This is a genomic window from Aquirufa nivalisilvae, from assembly GCF_004307455.1.
Taxonomy (GTDB): domain Bacteria; phylum Bacteroidota; class Bacteroidia; order Cytophagales; family Spirosomataceae; genus Aquirufa; species Aquirufa nivalisilvae.
Map to the genome: position 1 here is coordinate 499,779 of NZ_SEWX01000005.1, position 23,305 is coordinate 523,083.

At 36.7% G+C, this 23,305-nt stretch carries 20 protein-coding genes; 11 read left to right on the plus strand and 9 right to left on the minus strand.

Going from position 1 to position 23,305, the window contains the following annotated elements; translation table 11 throughout:
• The first annotated feature begins 3 nt into the window (after positions 1 to 3).
• Genes EWU22_RS09050 through EWU22_RS09085 form a run of 8 tightly spaced genes read left to right on the plus strand, consistent with a single transcriptional unit; the run spans position 4 to position 7,774 of the window.
• Complete coding sequence (locus tag EWU22_RS09050; protein ID WP_130925277.1) at positions 4 to 1,659, plus strand: UxaA family hydrolase; 1,656 nt, start codon at positions 4 to 6, stop codon at positions 1,657 to 1,659.
• Between the two features lie 14 nt (positions 1,660 to 1,673).
• Entirely contained in the window at positions 1,674 to 2,438 is a 765-nt protein-coding gene (locus EWU22_RS09055) for an SDR family NAD(P)-dependent oxidoreductase (protein ID WP_130925524.1), read from the plus strand.
• A gap of 10 nt (positions 2,439 to 2,448) precedes the next feature.
• Positions 2,449 to 3,126 (plus strand): SGNH/GDSL hydrolase family protein, encoded by a 678-nt coding sequence (locus tag EWU22_RS09060; RefSeq protein ID WP_109323010.1) that lies wholly within the window; start codon positions 2,449 to 2,451, stop codon positions 3,124 to 3,126.
• A 23-nt stretch (positions 3,127 to 3,149) separates the two neighbouring features.
• Complete coding sequence (locus EWU22_RS09065) at positions 3,150 to 3,998, plus strand: fumarylacetoacetate hydrolase family protein (RefSeq protein WP_130925278.1); 849 nt, start codon at positions 3,150 to 3,152, stop codon at positions 3,996 to 3,998.
• Between the two features lies 1 nt (position 3,999).
• The gene (locus tag EWU22_RS09070) at positions 4,000 to 4,830 is read left to right on the plus strand and encodes an amidohydrolase family protein (protein ID WP_130925525.1); all 831 of its coding nucleotides are present in this window, start codon (positions 4,000 to 4,002) and stop codon (positions 4,828 to 4,830) included.
• Positions 4,830 to 5,612, plus strand: coding sequence for an L-fucose dehydrogenase (locus EWU22_RS09075; protein ID WP_130925279.1), 783 nt, complete (start codon positions 4,830 to 4,832; stop codon positions 5,610 to 5,612). Before EWU22_RS09070 ends, EWU22_RS09075 begins: the two co-directional genes overlap by 1 nt.
• 1 nt (position 5,613) lies before the next feature.
• On the plus strand, positions 5,614 to 6,705 hold the full coding sequence (locus EWU22_RS09080; protein WP_130925280.1) for a D-TA family PLP-dependent enzyme: 1,092 nt from the start codon (positions 5,614 to 5,616) through the stop codon (positions 6,703 to 6,705).
• A gap of 1 nt (position 6,706) precedes the next feature.
• Positions 6,707 to 7,774, plus strand: coding sequence for a dipeptidase (locus tag EWU22_RS09085; protein WP_130925281.1), 1,068 nt, complete (start codon positions 6,707 to 6,709; stop codon positions 7,772 to 7,774).
• A gap of 99 nt (positions 7,775 to 7,873) precedes the next feature.
• Here EWU22_RS09085 and EWU22_RS09090 read toward each other — a convergent pair whose 3' ends face one another.
• Genes EWU22_RS09090 through EWU22_RS09115 form a run of 6 tightly spaced genes read right to left on the minus strand, consistent with a single transcriptional unit; the run spans position 7,874 to position 14,693 of the window.
• Complete coding sequence (locus EWU22_RS09090) at positions 7,874 to 8,623, minus strand: SDR family NAD(P)-dependent oxidoreductase (RefSeq protein ID WP_109323016.1); 750 nt, start codon at positions 8,621 to 8,623, stop codon at positions 7,874 to 7,876.
• 54 nt (positions 8,624 to 8,677) lie between these two features.
• A complete protein-coding gene (locus EWU22_RS09095) occupies positions 8,678 to 10,393 on the minus strand; it encodes an IlvD/Edd family dehydratase (RefSeq protein WP_130925282.1) in 1,716 nt (571 codons plus the stop codon).
• Complete coding sequence (locus tag EWU22_RS09100; RefSeq protein ID WP_130925283.1) at positions 10,390 to 11,040, minus strand: hypothetical protein; 651 nt, start codon at positions 11,038 to 11,040, stop codon at positions 10,390 to 10,392. The genes EWU22_RS09095 and EWU22_RS09100 overlap by 4 nt, the downstream gene beginning before the upstream one ends.
• Position 11,041: 1 nt before the next feature.
• On the minus strand, positions 11,042 to 12,178 hold the full coding sequence (locus tag EWU22_RS09105) for a MalY/PatB family protein (protein ID WP_130925284.1): 1,137 nt from the start codon (positions 12,176 to 12,178) through the stop codon (positions 11,042 to 11,044).
• Positions 12,175 to 12,966 carry an N-acetylmuramoyl-L-alanine amidase-like domain-containing protein gene (locus EWU22_RS09110; protein ID WP_161566823.1) on the minus strand — a complete coding sequence of 264 codons (792 nt, stop codon included), beginning with the start codon at positions 12,964 to 12,966 and terminating at the stop codon, positions 12,175 to 12,177. Before EWU22_RS09110 ends, EWU22_RS09105 begins: the two co-directional genes overlap by 4 nt.
• Positions 12,967 to 12,986: 20 nt before the next feature.
• On the minus strand, positions 12,987 to 14,693 hold the full coding sequence (locus EWU22_RS09115) for an alpha-amylase family glycosyl hydrolase (RefSeq protein ID WP_130925286.1): 1,707 nt from the start codon (positions 14,691 to 14,693) through the stop codon (positions 12,987 to 12,989).
• A gap of 178 nt (positions 14,694 to 14,871) precedes the next feature.
• Between EWU22_RS09115 and pgmB the strand changes: the two genes are divergently transcribed.
• The gene (pgmB, locus tag EWU22_RS09120) at positions 14,872 to 15,519 is read left to right on the plus strand and encodes a beta-phosphoglucomutase (protein ID WP_130925287.1); all 648 of its coding nucleotides are present in this window, start codon (positions 14,872 to 14,874) and stop codon (positions 15,517 to 15,519) included.
• A 30-nt stretch (positions 15,520 to 15,549) separates the two neighbouring features.
• Complete coding sequence (locus EWU22_RS09125) at positions 15,550 to 17,850, plus strand: family 65 glycosyl hydrolase domain-containing protein (RefSeq protein WP_130925288.1); 2,301 nt, start codon at positions 15,550 to 15,552, stop codon at positions 17,848 to 17,850.
• Between the two features lie 46 nt (positions 17,851 to 17,896).
• Here the strand turns inward: EWU22_RS09125 and EWU22_RS09130 are convergent, their stop codons facing one another.
• Entirely contained in the window at positions 17,897 to 18,898 is a 1,002-nt protein-coding gene (locus EWU22_RS09130) for a fatty acid desaturase (protein WP_109323024.1), read from the minus strand.
• Between the two features lie 171 nt (positions 18,899 to 19,069).
• On the opposite strand from EWU22_RS09130, the gene dnaK reads away from it, so the two are divergent.
• Positions 19,070 to 20,959 carry a molecular chaperone DnaK gene (dnaK, locus tag EWU22_RS09135; protein ID WP_130925289.1) on the plus strand — a complete coding sequence of 630 codons (1,890 nt, stop codon included), beginning with the start codon at positions 19,070 to 19,072 and terminating at the stop codon, positions 20,957 to 20,959.
• Positions 20,960 to 21,055: 96 nt separating this feature from the next.
• On the opposite strand, the gene EWU22_RS09140 is transcribed toward dnaK, so the two are convergent.
• Both EWU22_RS09140 and EWU22_RS09145 read right to left on the minus strand, forming a co-directional pair.
• Positions 21,056 to 22,102, minus strand: a complete 1,047-nt coding sequence (locus EWU22_RS09140; protein WP_161566824.1) for an XdhC family protein — start codon at positions 22,100 to 22,102, stop codon at positions 21,056 to 21,058.
• The gene (locus EWU22_RS09145) at positions 22,099 to 23,229 is read right to left on the minus strand and encodes a cysteine desulfurase family protein (RefSeq protein WP_130925291.1); all 1,131 of its coding nucleotides are present in this window, start codon (positions 23,227 to 23,229) and stop codon (positions 22,099 to 22,101) included. Before EWU22_RS09145 ends, EWU22_RS09140 begins: the two co-directional genes overlap by 4 nt.
• Positions 23,230 to 23,305: the final 76 nt, after the last annotated feature.

Below are 23,305 nucleotides of genomic sequence, written 5' to 3' on the forward strand. Positions count from 1 at the left end.
TTAATGTCCCGTTCTTACTTACAGATACACCCCATTGATAATTTACTCGTTGCCCTTAAAGACTTAAAAGCTGGTACTGTTATACAACATCAAGGTCAGGAAATTACGTTGAAAGATGATATAGCAGCTAAACATAAATTTAGTACAGTTGATATTCCTAAAGGTAATACCGCCACCATGTATGGTGTATTGGTAGGTGTTGCAACTCAAGATATTCCCAAAGGAGGATTAATTCATACGTTCAACTTACATCATGCATCACAAGACTTTTTAGGAAAACAAAAAGAATATAATTGGGAAGCTCCCAATGTTGATCGATGGAAAAATACCACATTTAAAGGTTACCAAAGACCAGATGGTCAGGTAGGAACTCAAAACTATTGGCTAGTTATTCCATTGGTTTTTTGTGAAAACAGAAATATCGAATTACTAAAAAATGCCTTTATTAAAGGTTTAGGTTTTCAAAAAAATGATCCATTCACTGATCAAGTAATTGAATTAAAGAAACAATTAGAAAGTGGTCAAGACCTAAAAACAAACGATATTAAAGGTACATTCAAAGGTGAATTATTACAGAAATCTGCTGCTTTTCCCCATGTAGACGGAATCAAGTTTTTACGTCATGAAAGTGGCTGTGGAGAGAGTAAAGATGACTCAGACATGCTTTGCTCATTATTAGCAGGATATTGTGTCAACCCGAATGTCGGTGGAATTTCTGTTTTAAGCCTAGGTTGTCAACATTCTCAGATTGAGACCTTTAAAGATAGCTTAAAAGCCATTGATCCTAATTTTTCGAAACCCATTCATTTCTTTGAACAACAACAAGACGAGGGAAGTGGTGTGGAGAATCTATTAAGTGATGTTATTTTAAAGACATTCCAAGGTTTAGTAGAAATAAATAAAATTAGTAGAACAGAGGCTCCACTTTCTAAATTACGCTTAGGCGTTAAATGTGGTGGTTCTGATGGTTTCTCAGGCATTTCTGCCAATCCTGCCATAGGTCACACAGCTGATTTATTAGTTGCTCTTGGAGGTACCGTTATGATTGCAGAATTTCCAGAATTATGCGGTGTAGAACAAGAATTACAAAATAGATCAGTGAATGCCACTGTGGCTGATAATTTTGGCAAATTAATGCGTGAATACGCTAGAAGAGCTGAGGCCGTTGGTGCTGGGTTTGACATGAATCCTTCTCCTGGTAATATTAAAGATGGATTAATTACAGATGCTATTAAATCAGCAGGTGCTGCCAAAAAAGCAGGAACTTCTCCTATTGTGGATGCATTAGGATACGGACAATATGCCAAAAAACACGGCTTAAATCTAGTTTGCACCCCTGGAAATGATGTATTAGCCACTACTGGTATGGCCGGAGCTGGTGCCACAGTTCAATTATTTACTACAGGATTAGGTACACCTACTGGTAACCCCATCAGTCCTATGGTTAAATTGTCTACCAATACTCGATTAGCAGAAAAGCTTCCAGAAATCATTGATATTGATTGTGGTCCAATTATTTCAGGTGAAAAATCAGTGGAGGAAATGGGAGAAGAAATATTGGATTATGTTATTCGTTTAGCATCAGGTGAAATCAATACCAAGGCCATGGAGCTTGGTCAGGATGATTTCATGTTCTGGAGAAGGGGAGTATCTTTATAAAACTTTGTGCTATGATTTTTTCATTGAAAAATAAAAAGGCCATCATAACTGGAGGTGGTTCAGGTATTGGAAAAGCGATATCCTTACTTTTTGCCCGTCAGGGGGCAGAAGTGCATATGATTGATTTAGAAAATGCTACTTCCCGCCAAACTGAAAAGGATTTAAAAAGTATTTCAGGAAAATCTCAACTGCACATCGTTAATATCACCGATTTAGAGGCAGTAAAAAAGCTAGCTTCTTCTATAGGCAACATCGATATTTTAGTTAATAATGCGGGTATTGCACAAATTGGTAATTTAGAAAATACGACTTCTGAAGGATTTCAAGCCATTTTTGATGTCAATGTAAAAGGTGCCTTCCATTGTATGCAGGCTTTTATACCTAGTATGTTGCAACAAAGCAAAGGAGTAATCGTCAATATGGCATCTGTAGCTGCCTCTGTTGGTATACCTGACCGATTTGGGTATTCCATGACAAAAGGAGCTATACGATCTATGACCCAATCAGTAGCTAAAGATTATATCCAACAAGGTATTCGATGTAATTGCATTTCTCCTGGTAGAGTGCATACTCCTTTTGTAGATGGGTTTATTGCTAAAAATTATCCAGACAAAAAGGAAGAAATGTTTGCCAAATTATCGGCAACTCAGCCTATAGGTCGTATGGCTCAACCTGAAGAAATTGCTCATTTAGCCCTATATTTATGTTCTGATGAAGCCTCGTTCATCACAGGTTGTGATTATCCGATTGACGGTGGTTTTACATATTTAAACAATTAATTTAAATCGTATGAAAAGTAAGTTGATTCTCTCCATTGCCTTATTGTTGGCAACATTAAGTTCATTTAGTCCAGCCAATCCCATCAAAATCGTATTCTTTGGTGATTCTATTACGCAGGCTGGAGTTTCTAAAACGGGTTATATCACTCAAATGCAAGGCATGTTAGCTGCTCAAGGAATCGGCGATAAATACGAATTAATTGGTGCAGGAATAGGGGGGAATAAAATTTATGATTTATACCTTCGTCATGAAGATGATCTATTGTCAAAAAAGCCTAATATCACAGTCATTTACATTGGCATCAATGATGTTTGGCATAAAACATCTTCGAGAACAGGTACAGATGCTGATAAGTTTGAGCGTTTCTACAATGCTTTAATCAAGAAAATTCAAGCTGCTGGAAGTCAGGTGCTTATTTGTACACCAACCGTTATTGGAGAGCGCTATGATGCTACGAATGAAAACGATGGTGATTTAAATCGCTATTCTGATATCATTCGTCGAATTGCAAAAAACAATAATTGTACCTTGATTGATTTGCGTAAGGCTTTTTTAACTTATGAGCAAAACAATAACCCTGAGAATAAAGAATCTGGCATATTAACTAGTGACCGAGTTCATTTAAATGAAACTGGCAATAAGTTTTTGGCTGAAACCATGTGGTCTGTTTTAAAAGACATTAAATAATACCTTTATAATTCAATTTACGTATGAAATTAGTTCGTCTAGGAGCCCTTAATAAAGAAAAAACTGCTGTCTTAATAGATGGTAAGTATTTCGATGTCAGTCCATTTTTTCAAGATTTCAATGAAGCATTTTTTGAACAAGACGGATTAAAAAAATTGGCAGACGTAGTCAATAATGAAATATTGGAGGAAGTAGATAATCCAGAGCGAATTGGTTCATGTGTAGCTCGTCCTTCAAAAATTATTTGTGTGGGTTTAAATTATGCTGACCATGCCAAAGAAACAGGTGCAGCCATTCCTACAGAACCTATTTTGTTTTTCAAAAGTACCTCTGCATTAAGCGGTCCGTTTGATGATGTTATTATTCCCAAGAACTCCGTTAAGACGGACTGGGAAGTTGAATTTGCCATTGTAATTGGTAAAAAAGCCTCATATGTTAATGAGGACAATGCATACGATTATGTAGCTGGATATTGTTTACACAATGATATTTCTGAAAGAGAGTTCCAATTAGAAAGAGGAGGTAACTGGTCAAAAGGAAAAGGATGCGATACTTTTGCTCCATTGGGACCCTTTTTAGCCACCAAAGACGAAATACAAGATGTTCATAACCTAAATATGTGGTTGGATATCAATGGAAAGCGTTTTCAAACAAGTAATACGAAACAATTGATTTTTAATGTACCACAAATTGTTTCTTACATCTCGCAATTCATGACTTTATTGCCAGGAGATGTTATTTCCACAGGAACACCTCACGGTGTTGGCCTTGGTTTAAATCCTCCCGTTTTTTTAAAGCCGGGTGATGTCATGACATTAGGCATGGATGGTTTAGGTGAGCAAAAACAAAAGGCAATTGCCTATTCAGCTTAGTATGATTGATGCACATCAACATTTTTGGAACTATCAGCCTGAACGAGACACTTGGATTACAGATGATATGTCCCGAATTCAAACGGATTTTTATCCCAATGAAAGTCAGGTTGTATTTGAAAGCAATGGAATACAAGGTTGCATAGCTGTACAAGCAGATTCATCTGAAGAGGAAACACTATTTTTATTAGCATTGGCTGAACAAAATGACTTTATAAAAGGAGTTGTTGGCTGGACAGATTTACAAAATGATCATCTGGAGAGTAGATTAGAATATTTTTCTCAATTTGAAAAATGCGTAGGTTTTCGACATGTTGTTCAAGGAGAAAAAGACCCTTTGTTCTTTCAAAGACCAAATTTCATTCAAGGGGTTAAACAATTAGCTGCATTTGATTACACCTACGATATTTTAATTTATCCCCATCAATTAAAAGAAAGTGTTGCCTTTGCTAAAAAGTTACCTGATCAAAAATTGATTTTAGATCATTTGGCCAAGCCTCCATATAAATCAAAAGATTTGACCAATTGGAAGAAAGATATTCAAGGATATCAATCTCTTGACCATGTATTGGCTAAAATATCAGGATTGGTTACAGAAGCTGATTGGGCTAATTGGACAAAAGACGAAATTAAAGAAACAATTGATGTAGCTTTAGAGGTATTTGGTCCCAAAAGATTATTATTTGGTTCCGATTACCCCGTTGTTTTAGTCGCATCAACCTTAGAGAAATGGCTGGAAGTATTTCATGAAAGTATTGCCAGCTTGTCTGCATCCGAACAAGCAGATATTAAATTGAATAATTGTTTAGCTTTTTATCAAGTAGAACTATAATGAACCTAGGACTTAAAGAAAAGGTCATCATCGTAACGGGTGGTGCCAAAGGAATTGGAGAAGGAATCAGTCAATCATTAGCTTTAGAATCAGCTATGGTGGCTATCGTGGGGAGAAATAAGGAAGATAATGAAAAGGCAATAGCCAAGATTCAAGCTACAGGTGGACAAGCATTTTCTTTTGTAGCGGAACTAAGTCGCCCAGAAGAATGTGAACGTGTAGTCAATGAAGTATATCAGTTTTTTGGTCGAATCGATGGATTAGTCAACAATGCTGGAATAAACGATGGGGTAGGTCTAGCTTCTGGAAGCTATGAAAAATTTATGCAGTCGCTACATTCCAATTTGATTCATTATTACCTAATGGCAAAGGCTTGCTTACCGCATTTAATTCAATCGAAAGGAGCAATTGTTAATATTGGTTCCAAAGTAGCTGAAACCGGTCAAGGTGGAACTTCTGCCTATGCAGCTGCCAACGGTGGAAGAAATGCATTAACCCGCGAATGGGCTGTGGAATTATTGAAAGAAGGAGTTCGTGTAAATGCGGTAATTGTAGCAGAATGTTATACTCCATTGTACGACAGATGGCTAAAGACCCTTCCTAATCCTGAAGAAACATTAGCTTCGATTACGGAAAAAATACCTTTGGGTAAACGAATGACTACGCCTGAGGAATTAGGAGACATGGTTACTTTCTTGATGTCAAAAAAATCAAGCCATACGACTGGTCAATTAATTCACGTAGACGGCGGATATACTCATTTAGATCGTGCATTAATATAATATGAGCATTGATTGTACAAATATTCAAAGTCCGGGTTTATTGGTCTTTCCTGAAAAGGTAAAAGAAAATATTGCTTATGTGTTGAGTTTAGTTGGTGGAGATGCTAATCGATTAAGACCTCACATCAAGACGCATAAAACAAAAGAGGTAAATGATTTACTCTTAACTGCGGGAATAACTAAATTCAAATGTGCTACAATTGCTGAAGCCGAACTACTCGCTTTATCGCATGCTCCTTCAATTTTGTTGAGTATGCAGGCAACTGGACCTTACATTTATCGTTTGGTTGAATTGGTAAAAACCTATCCCAAAAGCCGTTTTGCCTGCTTAATTGATGATTTTCATGCGGCAGAGGCTATTTCTTCTATCTTTCAAAGTCATGGTATAAACATTGATGTATTTATTGATATCAATGTAGGGATGAATCGAACGGGTATCCGTCCAGCAGATGCGGCTACTTTGATTCAACAGATAAAGAGTTTACCTGCAATAAATTTAAAAGGATTGCATGCCTATGATGGTCATATTCGGGACTTGAATTTAGAAGATAGAAAATTACATGTCCAAACCGATTTTGTCGAATTTGAGGCATTAGTTCAGGCTATTTCATCTGAATTTCCAGACTTAGAATTATGTGTTGGGGGAACACCTAGTTTTTTAGTTCATCATAAAAACCCTGCCTATGTGTGTAGCCCTGGTACTTTTGTCTTTTTCGATGCTGGATATGCTGCTCTTTATCCAGAAAATAGCTTAGAACCAGCACTTTATATTATAAGTCGAATCATTTCAAAACCTAGTAAAACAACGATATGCTTGGATTTGGGTCATAAATCGGTTGCAGCAGAAAACACCATTGAAAACCGAGTTCGATTCATCGACCGTCCAGAATTTATATTAGTAAGCCAAAGTGAAGAACATGGTATCGTCGAAGTGCCAGACTCTGATGTTTTTGAAATAGGTCAAGAATTTTACATGATTCCTTATCATGTTTGTCCAACCGTTGCCTTACATGCTAACTTGCAAGTAATAGAAAATAACCAGCTTGCTGGAATTTGGGAAGTAAAAGCCAGAAACAGAAAAATCAACATATAAGATGCTACTATTTGACGCGCATTTGGACCTGAGTATGAATGCCTTGGAATGGAATCGGGATTTAAGATCTTCCTTACAAGACATCAATGAGAGAGAATATGGTATGACCGACAAACCCGATCGTGGGAATGCTGTCATCTCATTAGATGAATTAAGAAAAGGGAATATAGGAATTGTAGTTGCCACCCAAATAGCTCGATATGTAGAAAAAAACTCTACTATACCCGGATGGCATTCACCTGAACAAGCTTGGGCGCAAACTCAAGGACAATTAGCTTATTACAAGGCACTTGAAACCTTGGGAGAATTAAGTCCTATCAGAAACTGGTCAGAATTGCAAGCTCATTTAACCTATTGGAATAATAGCCAAGAACCCAAAAAGAAGATTGGCTATATTTTAAGTTTAGAAGGAGCAGATTCCATTATTACGGTAGATCATTTAGATATAGCTTACAACTATGGTTTAAGAGCTTTAGGACCAGCACATTATGGTCCTGGTAGATATGCACAAGGTACCAATGCGACAGGTGGATTGGGCGAAAACGGAAGAGCTCTTTTAACTAGAATGAAGCAGTTAGGCATTATTCTAGATGCCACCCATTTATGTGATGAAAGCTTTTGGGAAGCGATGGAGCATTATGATGGCCCTGTTTGGGCAAGCCACCATAATTGTCGGGCTTTAGTAGATCATAATCGCCAATTTACGGATGAACAATTCAAAGAATTGATTCGTCGGGGCGCAGTAATAGGAATGCCATTGGATGCCTGGATGATGGTCCCTAATTGGGTAAGAGGAGTTTCTACACCTCAAAATATGCAAGTAAGTTTGAATACCATGATTGATCACTTAGATCATATTTGTCAAATTGCCGGTAATACCAACCATGTAGGTTTAGGCACTGATTTAGATGGTGGATTTGGAACAGAACAATGCCCTTATGACATACAATCCATTGCAGATTTGCAAAAAATACCAGATTTACTGAGTAAGAGAGGCTATTCAGCCAATGACATTGAAAAGATATGTCATAAAAACTGGATTGGTTTTTTAGAGAAAAGCTGGAAATAAATTGTAAGTGGTGAATGGTAAATTGTAAATGACGTATTTATTGGAATTTCCTTTTTACAATTCACCACCAATAACAATTCACAATTTACCATTCACCATTTACTTAGGGGGTATCCCTACCGAAGTCCAACCACCATCTATGACCAAAAACTGGCCAGTGATGTGTTTAGAAAGAGGTGAGAGGAAAAATAAAGCCGCATTCGCGATGTCTTCCACTGTGGCTGGATAGCCCAAAGGTGTAATGGCTGACCACTCTTTGATATAATCTTGATCAGAAAGTGTTCTTTCAGTTAAAGTTGCCCCAGGGCTAATCGTATTGATGCGAATTTGAAAAGGAGAGAGGTCGATTACTAAATTCTTAGCCAATTGATTTAAAGCAGCCTTTGTCATTCCATATGCAGCTAAATCAGGATGAGCTTGATGACCCGTAACTGAGGACATCAATAAAATACTTCCTCCATTTCCTGCATCTCTAAGCTTTTGAGCTACTAATTGAGCCAAAAAGAACGTTCCTTTGATGTTTATCTTCAAAATGTGATCTAAAGATTCTTTGGTATATGACCAAAAATCTCCGAAAGTAGTAATGCCTGCATTGCAAACACATCCAGCTAGTGTACCGGGCGTTTCATCAATCAAAATAGAAAGAGAATCTAGGAATTCATCAGAGCTTGCATCAGCACAGATACATGAAAACTGGTATAAACCAAGATGGTGTAATTGTGCTTTTGCTTGATCAATTTGTTCCTGATTGATATCATTCCAGATAACATAATTGCCCTGCAATAAGATAGACTTAACTATCTCAAAGCCAATACCTTGTGCAGCACCAGTAACAATATACTTTAACATAATTACGTATAAAAAAGAGGCCTCGTTGAATCAATAAGGCCTCTTTATTTGAAATTAATGAGAATCTCTTGTAACGATAGAACCTGATCCTCCCTTAAGGAAATCAAAATCAGCTCCTTCATGGGCTTGGGAAACGCGGTCAATAAATAAACCTACATAACCCCTTATATGTGCTTGTGCTTGGAAAGGTTGTGCTAACTTACGTGCTTCTAATTCTTCCTCTGAAACTTCCCAGTTGATGGATCTATTATCTAAATCCAAGGCTATATAATCGCCATTCTGAACCCAATTCAATGGCCCACCAGCAGCTGATTCCGGAGATACGTGCAATACTACCGTTCCAAAACCAGTTCCACTCATCCGTCCATCAGATATACGAACCATATCTTTTACACCTTTTTCTAGGAGTTTTTTGGGTATACCCATATTGCCTACCTCAGCCATACCCGGATAACCCTTTGGCCCCACATTTTTCAATACCATCACAGAGTTTTCATCGATATCTAAATCTGGATGATCAATTCGAGCATGATAATCTTCAATATTTTCAAATACTACTGCTTTACCACGATGTTTAAATAACTCAGGAGATGCTGCACTAGGTTTAACCACAGCTCCATTAGGAGCCAAGTTACCTTTCACAACCGCAATCCCAGAATCCGGTTTAAAAGGATTCTCCATGGTAGAAATGATGTTGGAATCATAAATTGGAGTATTCGCAATGTTTTCTCCCACTGTTTTACCATTTACGGTAATAATTCCAGTATGCAAGAATTCCTTCATTTGATTCATCAATGCAGGTAAACCTCCGGCATAATATAAATCTTCCATGAAATGGACACCTGATGGTTGAATGTTAGCTAATAAAGGAATTTGTTTCGAAAATTTATCAAAATCATTTAAATCCAATTCTACACCAATTCGACCAGCAATAGCTAATAAGTGAATCACGAAATTGGTAGAACCTCCAGTAGCAGCATTCACTCGAATGGCATTTTCAAATGCTTCACGAGTCAATACTTTGGAAAGCTTCAAATCTTCTTTTACCATTTCCACAATTCTTCTTCCTGAATGCTGAGCCAACACCTTTCTTCGCACATCAGCAGCAGGAATAGCTGCATTTTGAGGTAAACTTAATCCCAATGCTTCAACCATCGTTGCCATGGTAGAGGCTGTACCCATCACAGCACAGTGACCTGGCGTACGCGCCATACACGCTTCGGCCTCAATAAATTCAGCTTGAGATAATTCACCTAATTTATAAGCTTCTGCAAAACGCCACACATCCGATGTCCCAATTTCCTTTCCTTTGAACTTCCCTTTCATCATGGGTCCACCTGAAATAACTAAACTAGGCAAATCCACACTGCATGCACCCATCACTAGGGAAGGTGTTGTTTTATCGCAACCGCACATCAAAACTACACCGTCAATCGGATTTGCACGAATGGATTCTTCGACATCCATACTTGCCAAATTACGGTATAACATGGCTGTGGGTTTAATCAGTGTTTCACCCAAAGACATAACTGGAAATTCAACAGGAAATCCTCCTGCTTCTATGACCCCCTTTTTGACAAATTCTGCCAATTCTCTAAAATGAGCATTACAAGGGGTTAATTCTGACCACGTATTGCAAATACCAATAACTGGTTTACCTTGAAAATAATCATCAGGAATACCCTGATTTTTCATCCAAGCCCGGTAAATAAATCCATCTTTACCTGTTTTGCCAAACCATTGTTGCGATCGTAATTTTTGCTCACTCATTGTTGAATATGTTCTAAGTCTAACGTTTTGTTTAATACAAAGCTTCGGTCTGTACCAAAGCTATAATAACATGCCCTCATTCCTTCAGGGAGGTCTGAATAGGGATCATTTTTAAATTCAAATGACCTCACAATATAAGATTTATCTACATGTAAACTATCATTTCCTGCGTACCCAAAGTTTTGTCGACCTTTAAGTACAGGAAATTGAACCACTTTCAAATTTCCCTTTTGATATTCAAAAGCATAAATAAGGCTACTTTTACCCTTTGTCACCAAAATCCAAAACTCAGGTTGCATATCACCATTCAAATCAGAAGATATAATTTGTTTACAGTTGACATGTAAAAATTCCTTTTGAAAGATTGGCTGATTGCTCTTTGAAACTTTGAAAACAATTTTATTGGTTTCCGTCTCAATTTTTGCTTCAATGTCCTCAAATTTAGTGTAGAATTCTGACGAATTACTTTGCTCAATGAGTTTAGGGGGATTATTCAAGGAATCTTGGTATCGTTGCACCAAATCCATTTCCTCCAATCTAATAGTCGACTGCTCTTCTGTTTCTTCTTTCTGTTGTACATAATATATCAACCCTACGAGTAGACAAACCAATAACAACAATGAAAAAAAGCGAATAATCTTTACCATGTTAGTGTGACAAACTGGCAATAATCTGACAGGCTTCCTCTAACTGAGAATGAGGGCAAGCAAAATTCAAACGTATGAAGTTTTTTCCCTTAAACTGTTCTCCACGCAATACATGTAGTCCATGTTCCAACAGTCGCTCGGGTAAATCTCCCCAACTTTGATCATATGAAATCCAAGCCAAATAAGTTGCTTCTAATGGAATCATATCCAAACCTGCTTGTTGCTTGACAAAATCCATGAGAAAATCATGATTCTGTTTCAAATAGGGGATTAATTGAGATAACCAATTCGAACCGTGTTGGTAAGTTGCCGACATTACATCAATACTATGCCGACTCAGCATGGGCATATACCCAAAGGTTTTCTTTACAAAAGCTTCTCGAGTAGATTTGTGAGGAATAATAGCTACACAACCTCCTAAGCCAGCAGTATTAAAGGCTTTTGACGTAGCAAAGAAACTAATTGAGGGTATTTCTTCGATGAATTGGCCAATACAAATATGTTTCGATTGGGGATGTATGCGTAAATCAGCATGTATTTCATCAGAAATAATCATACAATCATATTGCTTACATAGACTTATTATTAGATCAATTTCGGCTTGATTAAATACGGTACCCCCAGGATTATGTGGATTACAAAACAAAAAAACAGCTGGTTGTTTTTTTAAAGCTTCCTCAAATGCTATAAAATCATATGTCCATCGGCCTTCTTTTTCTACCATAGGAAAGGTAATTAAAGGTCTACCTAACCATGTTGGAATTAGATGAAAAGGGTGGTATACAGGTATAGTTGTTGCTACTCCTCTTGTTTCATTGGCAAATAAATCACAAGCTAAGGTTATGCCAGGCACAATTCCAGGTAGCCATACTTGCCACTCTAGCTCGGTTTCCCATTGATAATCCTCTTGTATTTTTTTTTGAGCCAATAATTTCAATGAATCTGGGACTATAGAATAACCTAAAACACCATGTTGAGTTGTGTTATCTAATGCTTCCAATATTTCATCAGCCACAGCAAATTCCATATCTGCCACAGGCATAGGTAGCATGGGTTTACCTTGATACAAGGGATTATCCCACTTATAACTAGAAGTATTTTTACGATCAATTACTCGATCAAAGTCGTATATTTTCATTTACTAAAATTAGGTCTAAAAACCTGAATGCCAAGAAAGGAGGGATGCGATTTTAAGTATTCCAATAAATTCTTATCCGACACGCAGACCCTTCGTACTTCTTGAGAAGCATGGAGTAAATACCAATTTGATTTTCTAAAAGTCAGAAAGCCTGTATGTTGTACATCCAAATCATTTCTTTTGGAAACAAAAGTAACGATATCACCTTCTTTTAAACTTGGGAGTAGTTTACTTACTTGAGCTGTGGGGACATAGGTAAAAGGGCTAAATCTCAATTGATTCTCAACTTGTTCTAAAGCAGGAATAGAAATGTTCTTATTCTTTTTCAGATAAAATTGAGATAAAAAAGTAAAGCTCTTATTGATTTGTATTTCCTCAGGACTGTGAACAGGACTAATCCATGCATCTTTTATTAATTGTTGCATCGCGGATGAGAAATAATGATTTCTTGTTTCAAATCGAATATCCTTTGCTTGGGAATATCTCCAATGAATTAAGTTTTTCTTATAAAGAGAATCCTGACCTTTGGATTGATATAATGACATAACATTTTCAATGAATGTAACACAATCAAAATCCTCTAAGGAAACATATAATTTCTCAGGATTTTCAGACGAAAGGGCATTCGCCACATAGGGTTTTCCTAAGAAATACTCTGCCAAAATCACATGATTTCTATTTTTTTCTGCTAAAACTATTCTGCTTTGCAAATCCAATGGAATCCATTTCTCTTGCGCCTTTCCTTCCAGACTAAAAACAAGACAATACAGAAATAGTAAATATCGCATATAGGTATGCATCAAGAAAATCATGAAAGCTTAAATATATAAGCACTATTAGGAGGCAAAATAGCCTCATTGATGGCTTGCTTATGTTCTTTTAAAGCAGGAGGAATAAATGCTTTATCCAATTTTAATTTTACCTTAGACACCTTCATCATATCTTTAGCTAATGTAGGTAAATGAATATCCACTGAATAGGAATATTGAGAATCAAAATTACATACGATTAACAATTTCTCTTTAGCAGTATATCGCAAAAATGAATAAACTTTTCGTTTAGGATAGGCCTCATTTTGAGCATATTGCAAATCAAAAAATTGCCCTTTTTGAATTGCGGGATGAGAATGCACAAATTGGAATAAATCCACGTAAAATTCATCCAATTGTTGCTCCTCTGTAGTTAATAGTGCCTCATCAAAGCTCCCTTGATTCATCCACCTTTGATGCGTCTCTACTCTCCAAAAATCAAACATCGTAGTTCGGTCTTGCGCCATATTAAATCCTTCTACCTCATTAGCTTGTTCACCAAATTCCTGCCCCATATAGGTCATCAATGGCCCATGATGCAGACAAGCTGTAATGACCATGGCTGGAATAGTTGACCATAGGTTATATTGGGCGAAACCAGGACTATTTATTCTGGTTTCATCGTGATTTTCCAAAAAGCGTAACATATGCTCCGCAAAATCACCAGATTCATTTTGCCAAACTCGCGTAATATCCTCTACTGTAGCCTCTGGTCTCTCTTCCATTAACCTTCTTAAAGCATCGTATAGCCCCACTTTATCATATAAATAATCAAATCCACCTCGGAAAATATACTCATGGTAACGGTGAGGTTGATAAATTTCGGCAATGAAAGTTATTTTAGGATTAATAGCTTTAATCTTAGGAATGACATATGCCCAAAATGCTACAGGAACCATTTCAGCCATATCGCAGCGAAAAGAATCCACCCCTTTGTTCGTCCAATAAGTCAGAACATCTAACAGTTTTAACCAAGTATCTGGTATAGGATCAAAATATGTCGTTTCTCCATGTTGAAAATCAATGCCATAATTTAACTTCACTGTTTCGAACCAATCATCTTTGGACGGCTGAGCAGAAAAAACATTATTCCCGCTCACTTTGGCTGGAATTTCAATGTAGGGAATAGAAAATGGAACAGGTATATCAAGTCCTTCTGGAACAGAAAATTGAGTACCAGGTAAGTAATAAAAGTTATTATTGGGGTCAAATGATTTATCTGTCTGGTCATTCGCACCAAAATCAATTACACCAATGGGCTTTTTATCTGAATAATATTGTCGAGCTAAATGATTCGGGACAAAATCTAAAATTAACTGCAAACCACAAGCATGAATTCTAAGCAGCATTTCATCAAACTCTTCCAATCTTTTGGCTGGGTCTGTGGCTAAAAAGGGATTGACATCATAATAATCTTTGATCGCAAAAGGAGAACCTGCACGCCCTTTAACGATAGAAGGGTGATCCAAAGGCGAACCATAAGCAGAAAAATCTTCCATGGTCGCATGTTCAATAATACCAGTAGCATAAATATGAGTAAATCCTTTTTTTGCTAATGCCTGTAAAGCTTTCGATGAAACATCTTTAAACTTGGTTACTCCATTTCTTTGGCATGAACCATTAAAGACTAAATCTGTATTTGTATTACCCCATAAATGGAACATCATTTGATATACAATAAACTTATGGGAGTTATTATCTTTCATTTATTTCAGGGTCATGCAATTGTAAAAATATGGGTCTTAGACCAGTTTAATTCTTTTTAAATAAAATTAAATAATTCCTCAAATACAAGATAAAAGGCTCAAATAAGCCAAATTTAGCTTTTTACCCAGCTGAAAATCTCGTATTTTTGAAATATAGCATAACCCTTAAAATTATAAAATGAAGTATAAAGCCTGTCTTTTTGACCTTGATGGCGTTCTTGTAGATACAGCAATTTACCATTTTCAAGCTTGGAAAACCTTAGGAAAACAATTTGATTTTGAATTAAGTCATGAGCAGAATGAAGAACTAAAAGGTATTTCTCGAGTTGAATCATTGGAAAAAATCTTGCAGTGGGCAAATTATCAGGCTACCCAAGAGCAAAAAGATCGATGGCTCAAAGAAAAAAATGAGAATTATTTAGCGCTTATTTCGAATATGAATTCCAGCGAAATTTTGCCAGGAGTCATTCCTTTTTTACAGCAATTAAAAGAACAAGGGTATTTGATTGCCTTAGGTTCTGCCAGTAAAAATGCTCAAATCATTTTAGAAAAAACGGGCTTAATTACCTGGTTCCACGCCATAATTGATGGGAATAAAGTCACTAAAAGCAAACCCGATCCAGAAGTTTTCCAAAAAGGTGCAGAAGCACTTAGCTGCACCGCAGAAGAATGCATTGTTTTTGAAGATGCCCAAGCAGGCATAGATGCGGCCAAAACAGGTGGAATGAAAGTCATTGGAATTGGTTCGCCTTTGGTTTTAAGTGGAGCTGATAAAATTATTTCTTCCTTTACCGAAATACAAGTATCCGATTTTTTGACTTTATAATTTACTTTTTTCGACCCTAATTAGACAAATATGAAGCAATATTTAAAGCACGATGAGTGGAAAGTGATCGAAGATAAATTTCATCCCGAGTTCAATGAAATTACGGAATCAATTTTTTCATTAGGAAACGGACGAATGGGTCAAAGAGCCAATTTCGAAGAAACTTATACAGGAAAAACACTTCAAGGAAATTATGTAGCAGGAGTGTACTATCCAGATAAAACACGTGTAGGTTGGTGGAAAAACGGATATCCAGAATATTTCGCTAAAGTATTAAACGCCGCCAATTGGATTGGAATTGACATTGAAATAGAAGGAGTGAAGGTCGATTTACATCAAGCTACCATGCATGATTTTTATCGTGAATTAAATATGAAAGAGGGTTTTCTACATCGAAAATGTGATATTTCCTTGGCTAATGGCATGCGATTAAAAATAGAATCCCTTCGTTTTAATAGTATGGCAGACGACGAATCTGGTGCTATTTCTTATTCGATTACACCCATCAATTTCTCAGGACTAATTCAAATCAAAGCATTTATTGATGGTGATATTCAAAACAAAGATTCGAATTATAATGAAAAATTTTGGGACCAAGTCAAAGTAAACGCCTCCGAAAATCAATCTTTTGTTTGGTCTAAAACAAAAAAGACCCACTTTGAAGTTATTACTGGACAGGAAGTTCAAATATATCAAGCTGGAAAAAAAGTAGATCATTTAGCCGAATTCGAGACAAAAGAAAAATACAGTGCTTTAACTTACCATGTAAAAGTGCTTGAAAATGAGACTACTACCATACTAAAATATGCTGTTAATTTAAGTTCAGAAAATTACTCTACTTCCGAATTTGAAATAAAATTATCGCAATACCTCACCAAGATTACTTCCAAAGGATTTGATCAAATGTTGAAAGAACACGCACTGGCTTGGGCAAAGAAATGGGATAGTAATGACATTGTTATAGAGGGTGATGTAGCCGCACAGCAAGGTATTCGATTCAATATTTTTCAACTCAATCAAACCTATACAGGTAAAGATGATCGCTTAAATATTGGTCCAAAGGGATTTACAGGAGAAAAGTATGGCGGTTCCACCTATTGGGATACTGAAGCATATTGCATTCCTTTTTACCTATCAACAGCGCCATCACAAGTTGCCAAAAATCTCTTGATCTACCGTTGGAAACAATTGGACAAGGCCATTGAAAATGCCCAAAAACTTGGTTTTAATCAAGGTGCAGCGCTTTACCCTATGGTCACTATGAATGGAGAAGAATGTCACAATGAATGGGAAATCACATTCGAAGAAATTCATCGAAATGGGGCTATCGCTTATGCCATTAAGGATTATGTGCAATACACAGATGATAAGCAACATTTGCTTGATTTTGGTTGGGATGTTTTAATTGCGATTGCTAGATTCTGGAAACAACGTGTCAATTGGTCAGAAAATCTGCAAAAATATGTCATGCTGGGTGTCACTGGACCAAATGAATATGAAAACAATGTCAATAATAACTGGTATACCAATTATTTGGCAGTATGGTGCTTAAAGTATGTGCAAGAGGTTTATCAAGAAATTAGCCAATTATATCCCAAGGAGGCCAATCTGAAATTTGAAAAAGGTCAATTTTCTGTTACGGAATTAACTGAATTTGAACATATTGTTCAACATATGTACTTTCCTAGGGATGAGAAAAGAGGAGTTTATCTTCAGCAAGACGGCTTTTTAGATAAAATAATAGCTTCTGTAAATCATATACCTGCTCATCAGCGCCCCATCAATCAGCATTGGTCTTGGGATCGAATTTTACGATCTTGTTATATTAAACAGGCAGATGTTTTACAAGGTATGTACTTTTTTGAATCGGATTTCACTTTGGAGGAAATTGAAAGAAATTACAATTTTTATGAGCCTCTAACTGTACATGAATCATCCTTGAGCCCATGTGTACATAGTATTTTGGCGGCGAAACTGGGTAAAGAAGATAAATCCTATGAATTTTATACTCGTGCTGCACGCTTGGATTTAGATGATTATAATAATGACACGGAAGATGGCTGTCATATTACCAGTATGGCTGGAACCTGGATGTCCATCATCAAAGGTTTTGCTGGTCAAAGTGTTCAAAACAACCTATTGCACTTAGCTCCATTTTTACCAAAACAATGGAAGAGCTATCGTTTTAAAATCAACTTCAGGCAAGATCATTTAGAAATAGAAGTGAATCGAGAAGGAGTGAAAGTGCAAAATTTAGCCAATCATGATACTGAAATTGTCATACATGATAAGAAGTATGAAATTGTAGCTAATTCAACTGTCAATCTATAAAAAAAGGCCTCTAAATGAGGCCTTTTTACTGCTATTAAAAGATTAATTAATCTTTAGCTAAATCGATATCAGGTGTAGAAACATCCGTTAAAACAACCCCACCACGCTCTTTACGAGCAATTCTTGAATATAATCCCACTTCTTGAGAGAACAGGAAAGTAAAGAACAATTTGACAAAAGATGTATGGTATTTCAAATTGTCATAGTATTCAGGAGCTGCAGCTTTTAACTTGGGAAGATTATTCCATGGAATAGAAGGCATATCGTGGTGCTCATTGTGGTAACCCACGTTCATGTTGATTCCATTCAATCCACCATAGTAACTATACGTTTCCTGATTTTTATCTAAAACTAAATAATGCTCTTGAATCCAACGGGCACCAAGTGGATGTAGACCTACTGAAAACATGAAACTTAAACCCATGTAAGCCAATGCTGGCCAGCCCCATAAATACACAATCAATGCATCAAAAGCGAATTGAGCTATGATATTCATAATTACCCAACGATCAAAAACGGCTAATTCGATACAGCGAATAGTACGGATAGCTTGAAAGAAAGGAAAAAGTAGCAGCCAGATTGCTTTACCTATGAAATAGTTGTTGATCAATTTTGCTTCCCAATAATCAGGCAAATCTGCATCCAATTCATGTACTCCTTGAAAAGCATGATGCTTTAAGTGGTAGTTTTTAAAAGAAATGGCAGTAGGGAATAAGGAGGGGAAGTTAGCTATAATCCCAGCAAACACATTCCATGAATTCTTTTTAAATACTAAATTGTGGGCAGTCTCATGGATACAAACAAATAATGTGTGAGTAGGGAAGGCTCCCACAAACCAAGCTACAGCGACAATTAGCCACCAGGGTGAATCCTTTAAAAAATAAGCTAGGGTAATTTGTAATCCTACACAAGCTAAAATCCACCAAATGGTATTCGGATTTTTTCCAATAAGTTTTTTTACTTCGGGGTGTTTCTTGATGATTTCTCTTGTACGTTGACGATGAGGCTCTGAACCTTCTACCCACGTAAAGTCATTAAATTCAGACATAATTGAACATATTTTCTTATTCACAAAGATAACATATATGCCTATTTACTGACGAAATTTATTGAATTTTATTATTCCGGGGACAGTATGTGACAATATGTCAGCATTTAATTAAAACGACTCTCATGGCATATTCCTTGTTACATGGGAGGAAAAAATAAAATAATAATCATGGGAAAAATTATTGGAATTGACCTAGGTACCACCAACTCATGTGTGGCCGTAATGGAAGGAAATGAGGCAGTTGTTATTGCTAACTCAGAAGGAAGAAGGACAACTCCCTCAATTGTAGCGTTTTTAGAGAATGGTGAGCGTAAAGTAGGAGATCCTGCCAAAAGACAAGCGATTACCAACCCTCAAAATACCATATCATCTGTTAAAAGATTTATGGGTAAAAAATATAGTGATGTTAGTTCTGAATTAAAAACTATTTCATATCAAGTTGAAAAAGGTAATAATGATACTCCTCGTGTTCGCATAGGTGATCGTTTATATACTCCACAAGAAATTTCTGCACAAATCTTAACCAAGATGAAGCAAACTGCAGAAGATTATTTGGGACAAACTGTAACCGAAGCTGTTATAACAGTACCAGCTTACTTTAATGATGCTGAACGTCAAGCTACTAAAGAAGCAGGTCAAATTGCAGGTTTAGAAGTGAAACGTATCATCAATGAGCCAACAGCTGCTGCTTTAGCTTATGGTGTTGACAAGCAAGGTAAAGATATGAAAATTGCTGTGTTCGACTTAGGTGGTGGAACATTTGACGTATCTATCTTAGAATTAGGTGATGGAGTATTTGAAGTAAAATCTACTGATGGTGATACTCACTTAGGTGGAGATGATTTTGACCAAGTAATCATTGATTGGTTGGCTCAAGAATTTATTTCAGATGAAAATATCGACTTGCGTAAGGATCCAATGGCTCTTCAGCGTTTAAAAGAAGCTGCTGAAAAAGCTAAAATTGAATTAAGCTCTGGTGCTTCAACTGAAATCAATTTGCCTTATATTATGCCGGTAAATGGTATTCCAAAGCACTTAGTTCGCAATTTAACACGCGCTAAATTTGAGCAACTAGCTGATAGTTTGATTCAACGTACTTTGGAGCCATGCAAAAGAGCCATGAAAAATGCAGGATACTCGAATTCTGATATTGATGAGGTTATTTTAGTAGGTGGTTCTACTCGTATTCCTAGAATTCAAGAAGAAGTAGAAAAATTCTTCGAAAAGAAACCTTCTAAAGGAGTGAATCCAGACGAAGTAGTGGCTTTAGGAGCTGCTATTCAAGGTGGAGTTTTAACAGGAGAAGTAAAAGATGTTTTGTTACTTGACGTGACTCCATTATCTTTAGGTATTGAAACGATGGGTGGCGTGTTCACTAAGTTAATTGAAGCGAATACAACCATCCCAACTAAGAAGTCAGAGGTATTCTCAACAGCAGCTGATAACCAACCTTCTGTTGAGTTAAATGTATTGCAAGGAGAGAGACCTATGGCGAAGGATAACCGTTCATTAGGACGCTTCCATTTAGATGGTTTGCCACCAGCACAACGTGGAATACCTCAAATTGAAGTTACTTTTGACATTGATGCCAATGGTATCTTACATGTATCTGCTAAAGACAAAGGAACAGGTAAGGAACAAAAAATCCGTATCGAAGCTTCCAGCGGTTTAACAGATGCTGAAATAGAAAAAATGCGCAACGAGGCAAAGGCCAACGAAGCGAACGATAAAATTGAGAAAGAGCGTGTTGAGAAAATCAACCAAGCTGATGCTTTAATTTTCCAATCTGAAAAGCAATTGAAAGAATATGGAGAGAAGCTTTCCGAAGGAAACAAATCAGCCATTGAAGGTGCTTTAGCTGAATTAAAAACAGCTCATGCTTCCCAAGATGTAGCCGCTATTGATGCAGGCTTGGAAAAACTTAATACAGCTTGGACTGCCGCTTCCCAAGAAATGTACGCTGCTGGTGAAACTGCAGGTGCGACAGAAAATACAGCTGATGCCACTGCCAATGGTGCTAGTGAAGCAGAAGATGTAGCTTTCGAGGAAGTAAAATAGTTAAATAGGTTTAGAGGTTTATTTAAACTCCCAGCAGATACGCTGGGAGTTTTTTGTTTTTAAAAGGAGTTAGAAATACACCTTTAAACAGTCTTATTATACATGAATAGGCTTCTCCCTGAATTTTAGAGGCTGACCATCTCGTTTATTTTTTTGCGCAATTATTTCGGAAATAATTGAAATAGCTATTTCTTCTGGACCTTCTGCTCCCACATCAAGGCCAATAGGGCTGGATATTTTTTTTCTAAGCACTGATATATCGATTCCTTCATCTTTTAAATGCCCTTGTAATTTATCCATACGTTTTTGTGGGCCTAAAATCCCCCAAAAAGCAAAGTGTTCTAATGAACTTAATTTCTTCATTAAAAATACATCCCGATCAAAATCATGAGTCATCATGACGATAGCATCATCAGGAAGAATTTGATAATCCATTTCCCAATCATAAACTTGATTGACCAATTTTTTACCAAGAGGATTCATTTTTTGAACATTACCCACCCAATGTATTTCCCAGGCTAACAAATTAACTTGTTGAATTAAAGCCATTGCATCAAATTGATTCCCCATTATCCAAATACGAGGCATGGGAGGGATGTATTCCAACAAAGAAGATTTACCTTCTAGTAAGCGATAATGTGCAGTTTTTTGAACTAAAATTTCTTTTTTATCGGCATCATAGGAATGAATATCCGACTGTGGAACATACATAAACTGAAAAGAAGTCAAGTCTTTTTCATCCCAATTACTACATAAAACCCCGGGTTCATAGGAAGATATAGCTTGTTTCATAGCCAAACAAAAAGCTTCCAAATGAGAACGAATAGGGTCGATAATGATATCAATTAAGCCTTGACAACCCAGTCCTACACCTAATTGAAAAGGATCGTCTTCTCTAGTATCATAAGTCACTAGTTTGATTTGTTGAGTCATCATAGCCATTTGTGCTTTTTTCAACATATCTCCCTCTAGACATCCTCCACTTATAGCACCCCACCAATTTCCATCTCCTGTAACCAGCATTCGGGCACCGGGCCTTCGATATGCCGAACCATCCACATGTACCACTGTGGCTAAGGCTAACTCAGTATTCTCTGATAATAATTGCTCTAGTCGATTAACTATTTGAATCCAATCTTTCATGGTAGTAGTTTTTGTAAACTTTGAACGAGGTAATTGATAACCCATTCATGATCCTCTTTCAAATAAGTATATGCCAATGATATACGTACTGTAGACAATGCAGTATCATCATCTCTTCCCAAAGCCTTAATTACATGGGAAGGAAATGTGGATTTAGAATTGCAAGCAGAACCATTGGAAATGGCTAATTGGGGCATCGATCTAAAAAGCCTTTCCCAGTCAATCCCCTGAATGGAAAAATTAAGGATATTTGGAATCTGATTTTCAGAAACAGAATTTAATATCATTGATTCTCCAAGGGACGCAGTAAGAGCTTTTTCAAACTCTTGCTTGATTGCTTGTATTTGAGGTAAATATGTCAAAAGCTGTGGAATACCTTCTACTGCTTTGGCAAGTCCTACAATCAAAGGAACAGGCAAAGTACCGGCACGTAAGCCTCTTTCTTGGGATCCTCCCCATTGTCTTGGATGCAAACGAATTCCATCTTTAAGAACTAAAGCTCCTATTCCTTTAGGACCAAAAATTTTATGTCCAGAAAAACTCAATAAATCAGGTAAATAAGCTTGAGATATATCCAATTTACCCAAGGCTTGTGTGGCATCACTATGACAACTTATTCCTTCATTACTACACCATTGAGCAATAGTAGAAATATCATTAATTGTCCCAATTTCATTATTAACCCACATGATAGATACGAATTGGGTATTCGACTTTTGTGCAGCTTTTATTTGATCTATATTTATTTCACCTAATTCATTGGGCTTAAGGTAAGTAATATCCCAGCCTTTAGAAGCTAAAAAAGCTAAAGGCTCTAACACTGCTTTATGCTCTAATACAGAAGAAATAATGTGCCCAGGGCTTTGATGCTCTAGCAAACCCAAAATGGCTAAATTAGTAGACTCTGTAGCTCCAGAAGTAAATAGGATAGAGGATGGTTTAAGAGAAAAATAGGAGGCAATGCTTTTTCGGGCTTGATCTACAGCATCAGCTGCTTCCCAACCAAACATATGCTGATTTGAGCCTGAATTACCAAAATGCAAACTAAAATAAGGAATCATAGCATCCATAACTTCTGCGGAAACAGGAGTGGTGGCAGCATAATCTAAATAAATGGGACGATTCAATTTATTAGCTGGTGGATGTATAACAAAGATACATGAAGGGCATGAAAAAAGTCCCAAATTTCTTTGGGACTTTCTT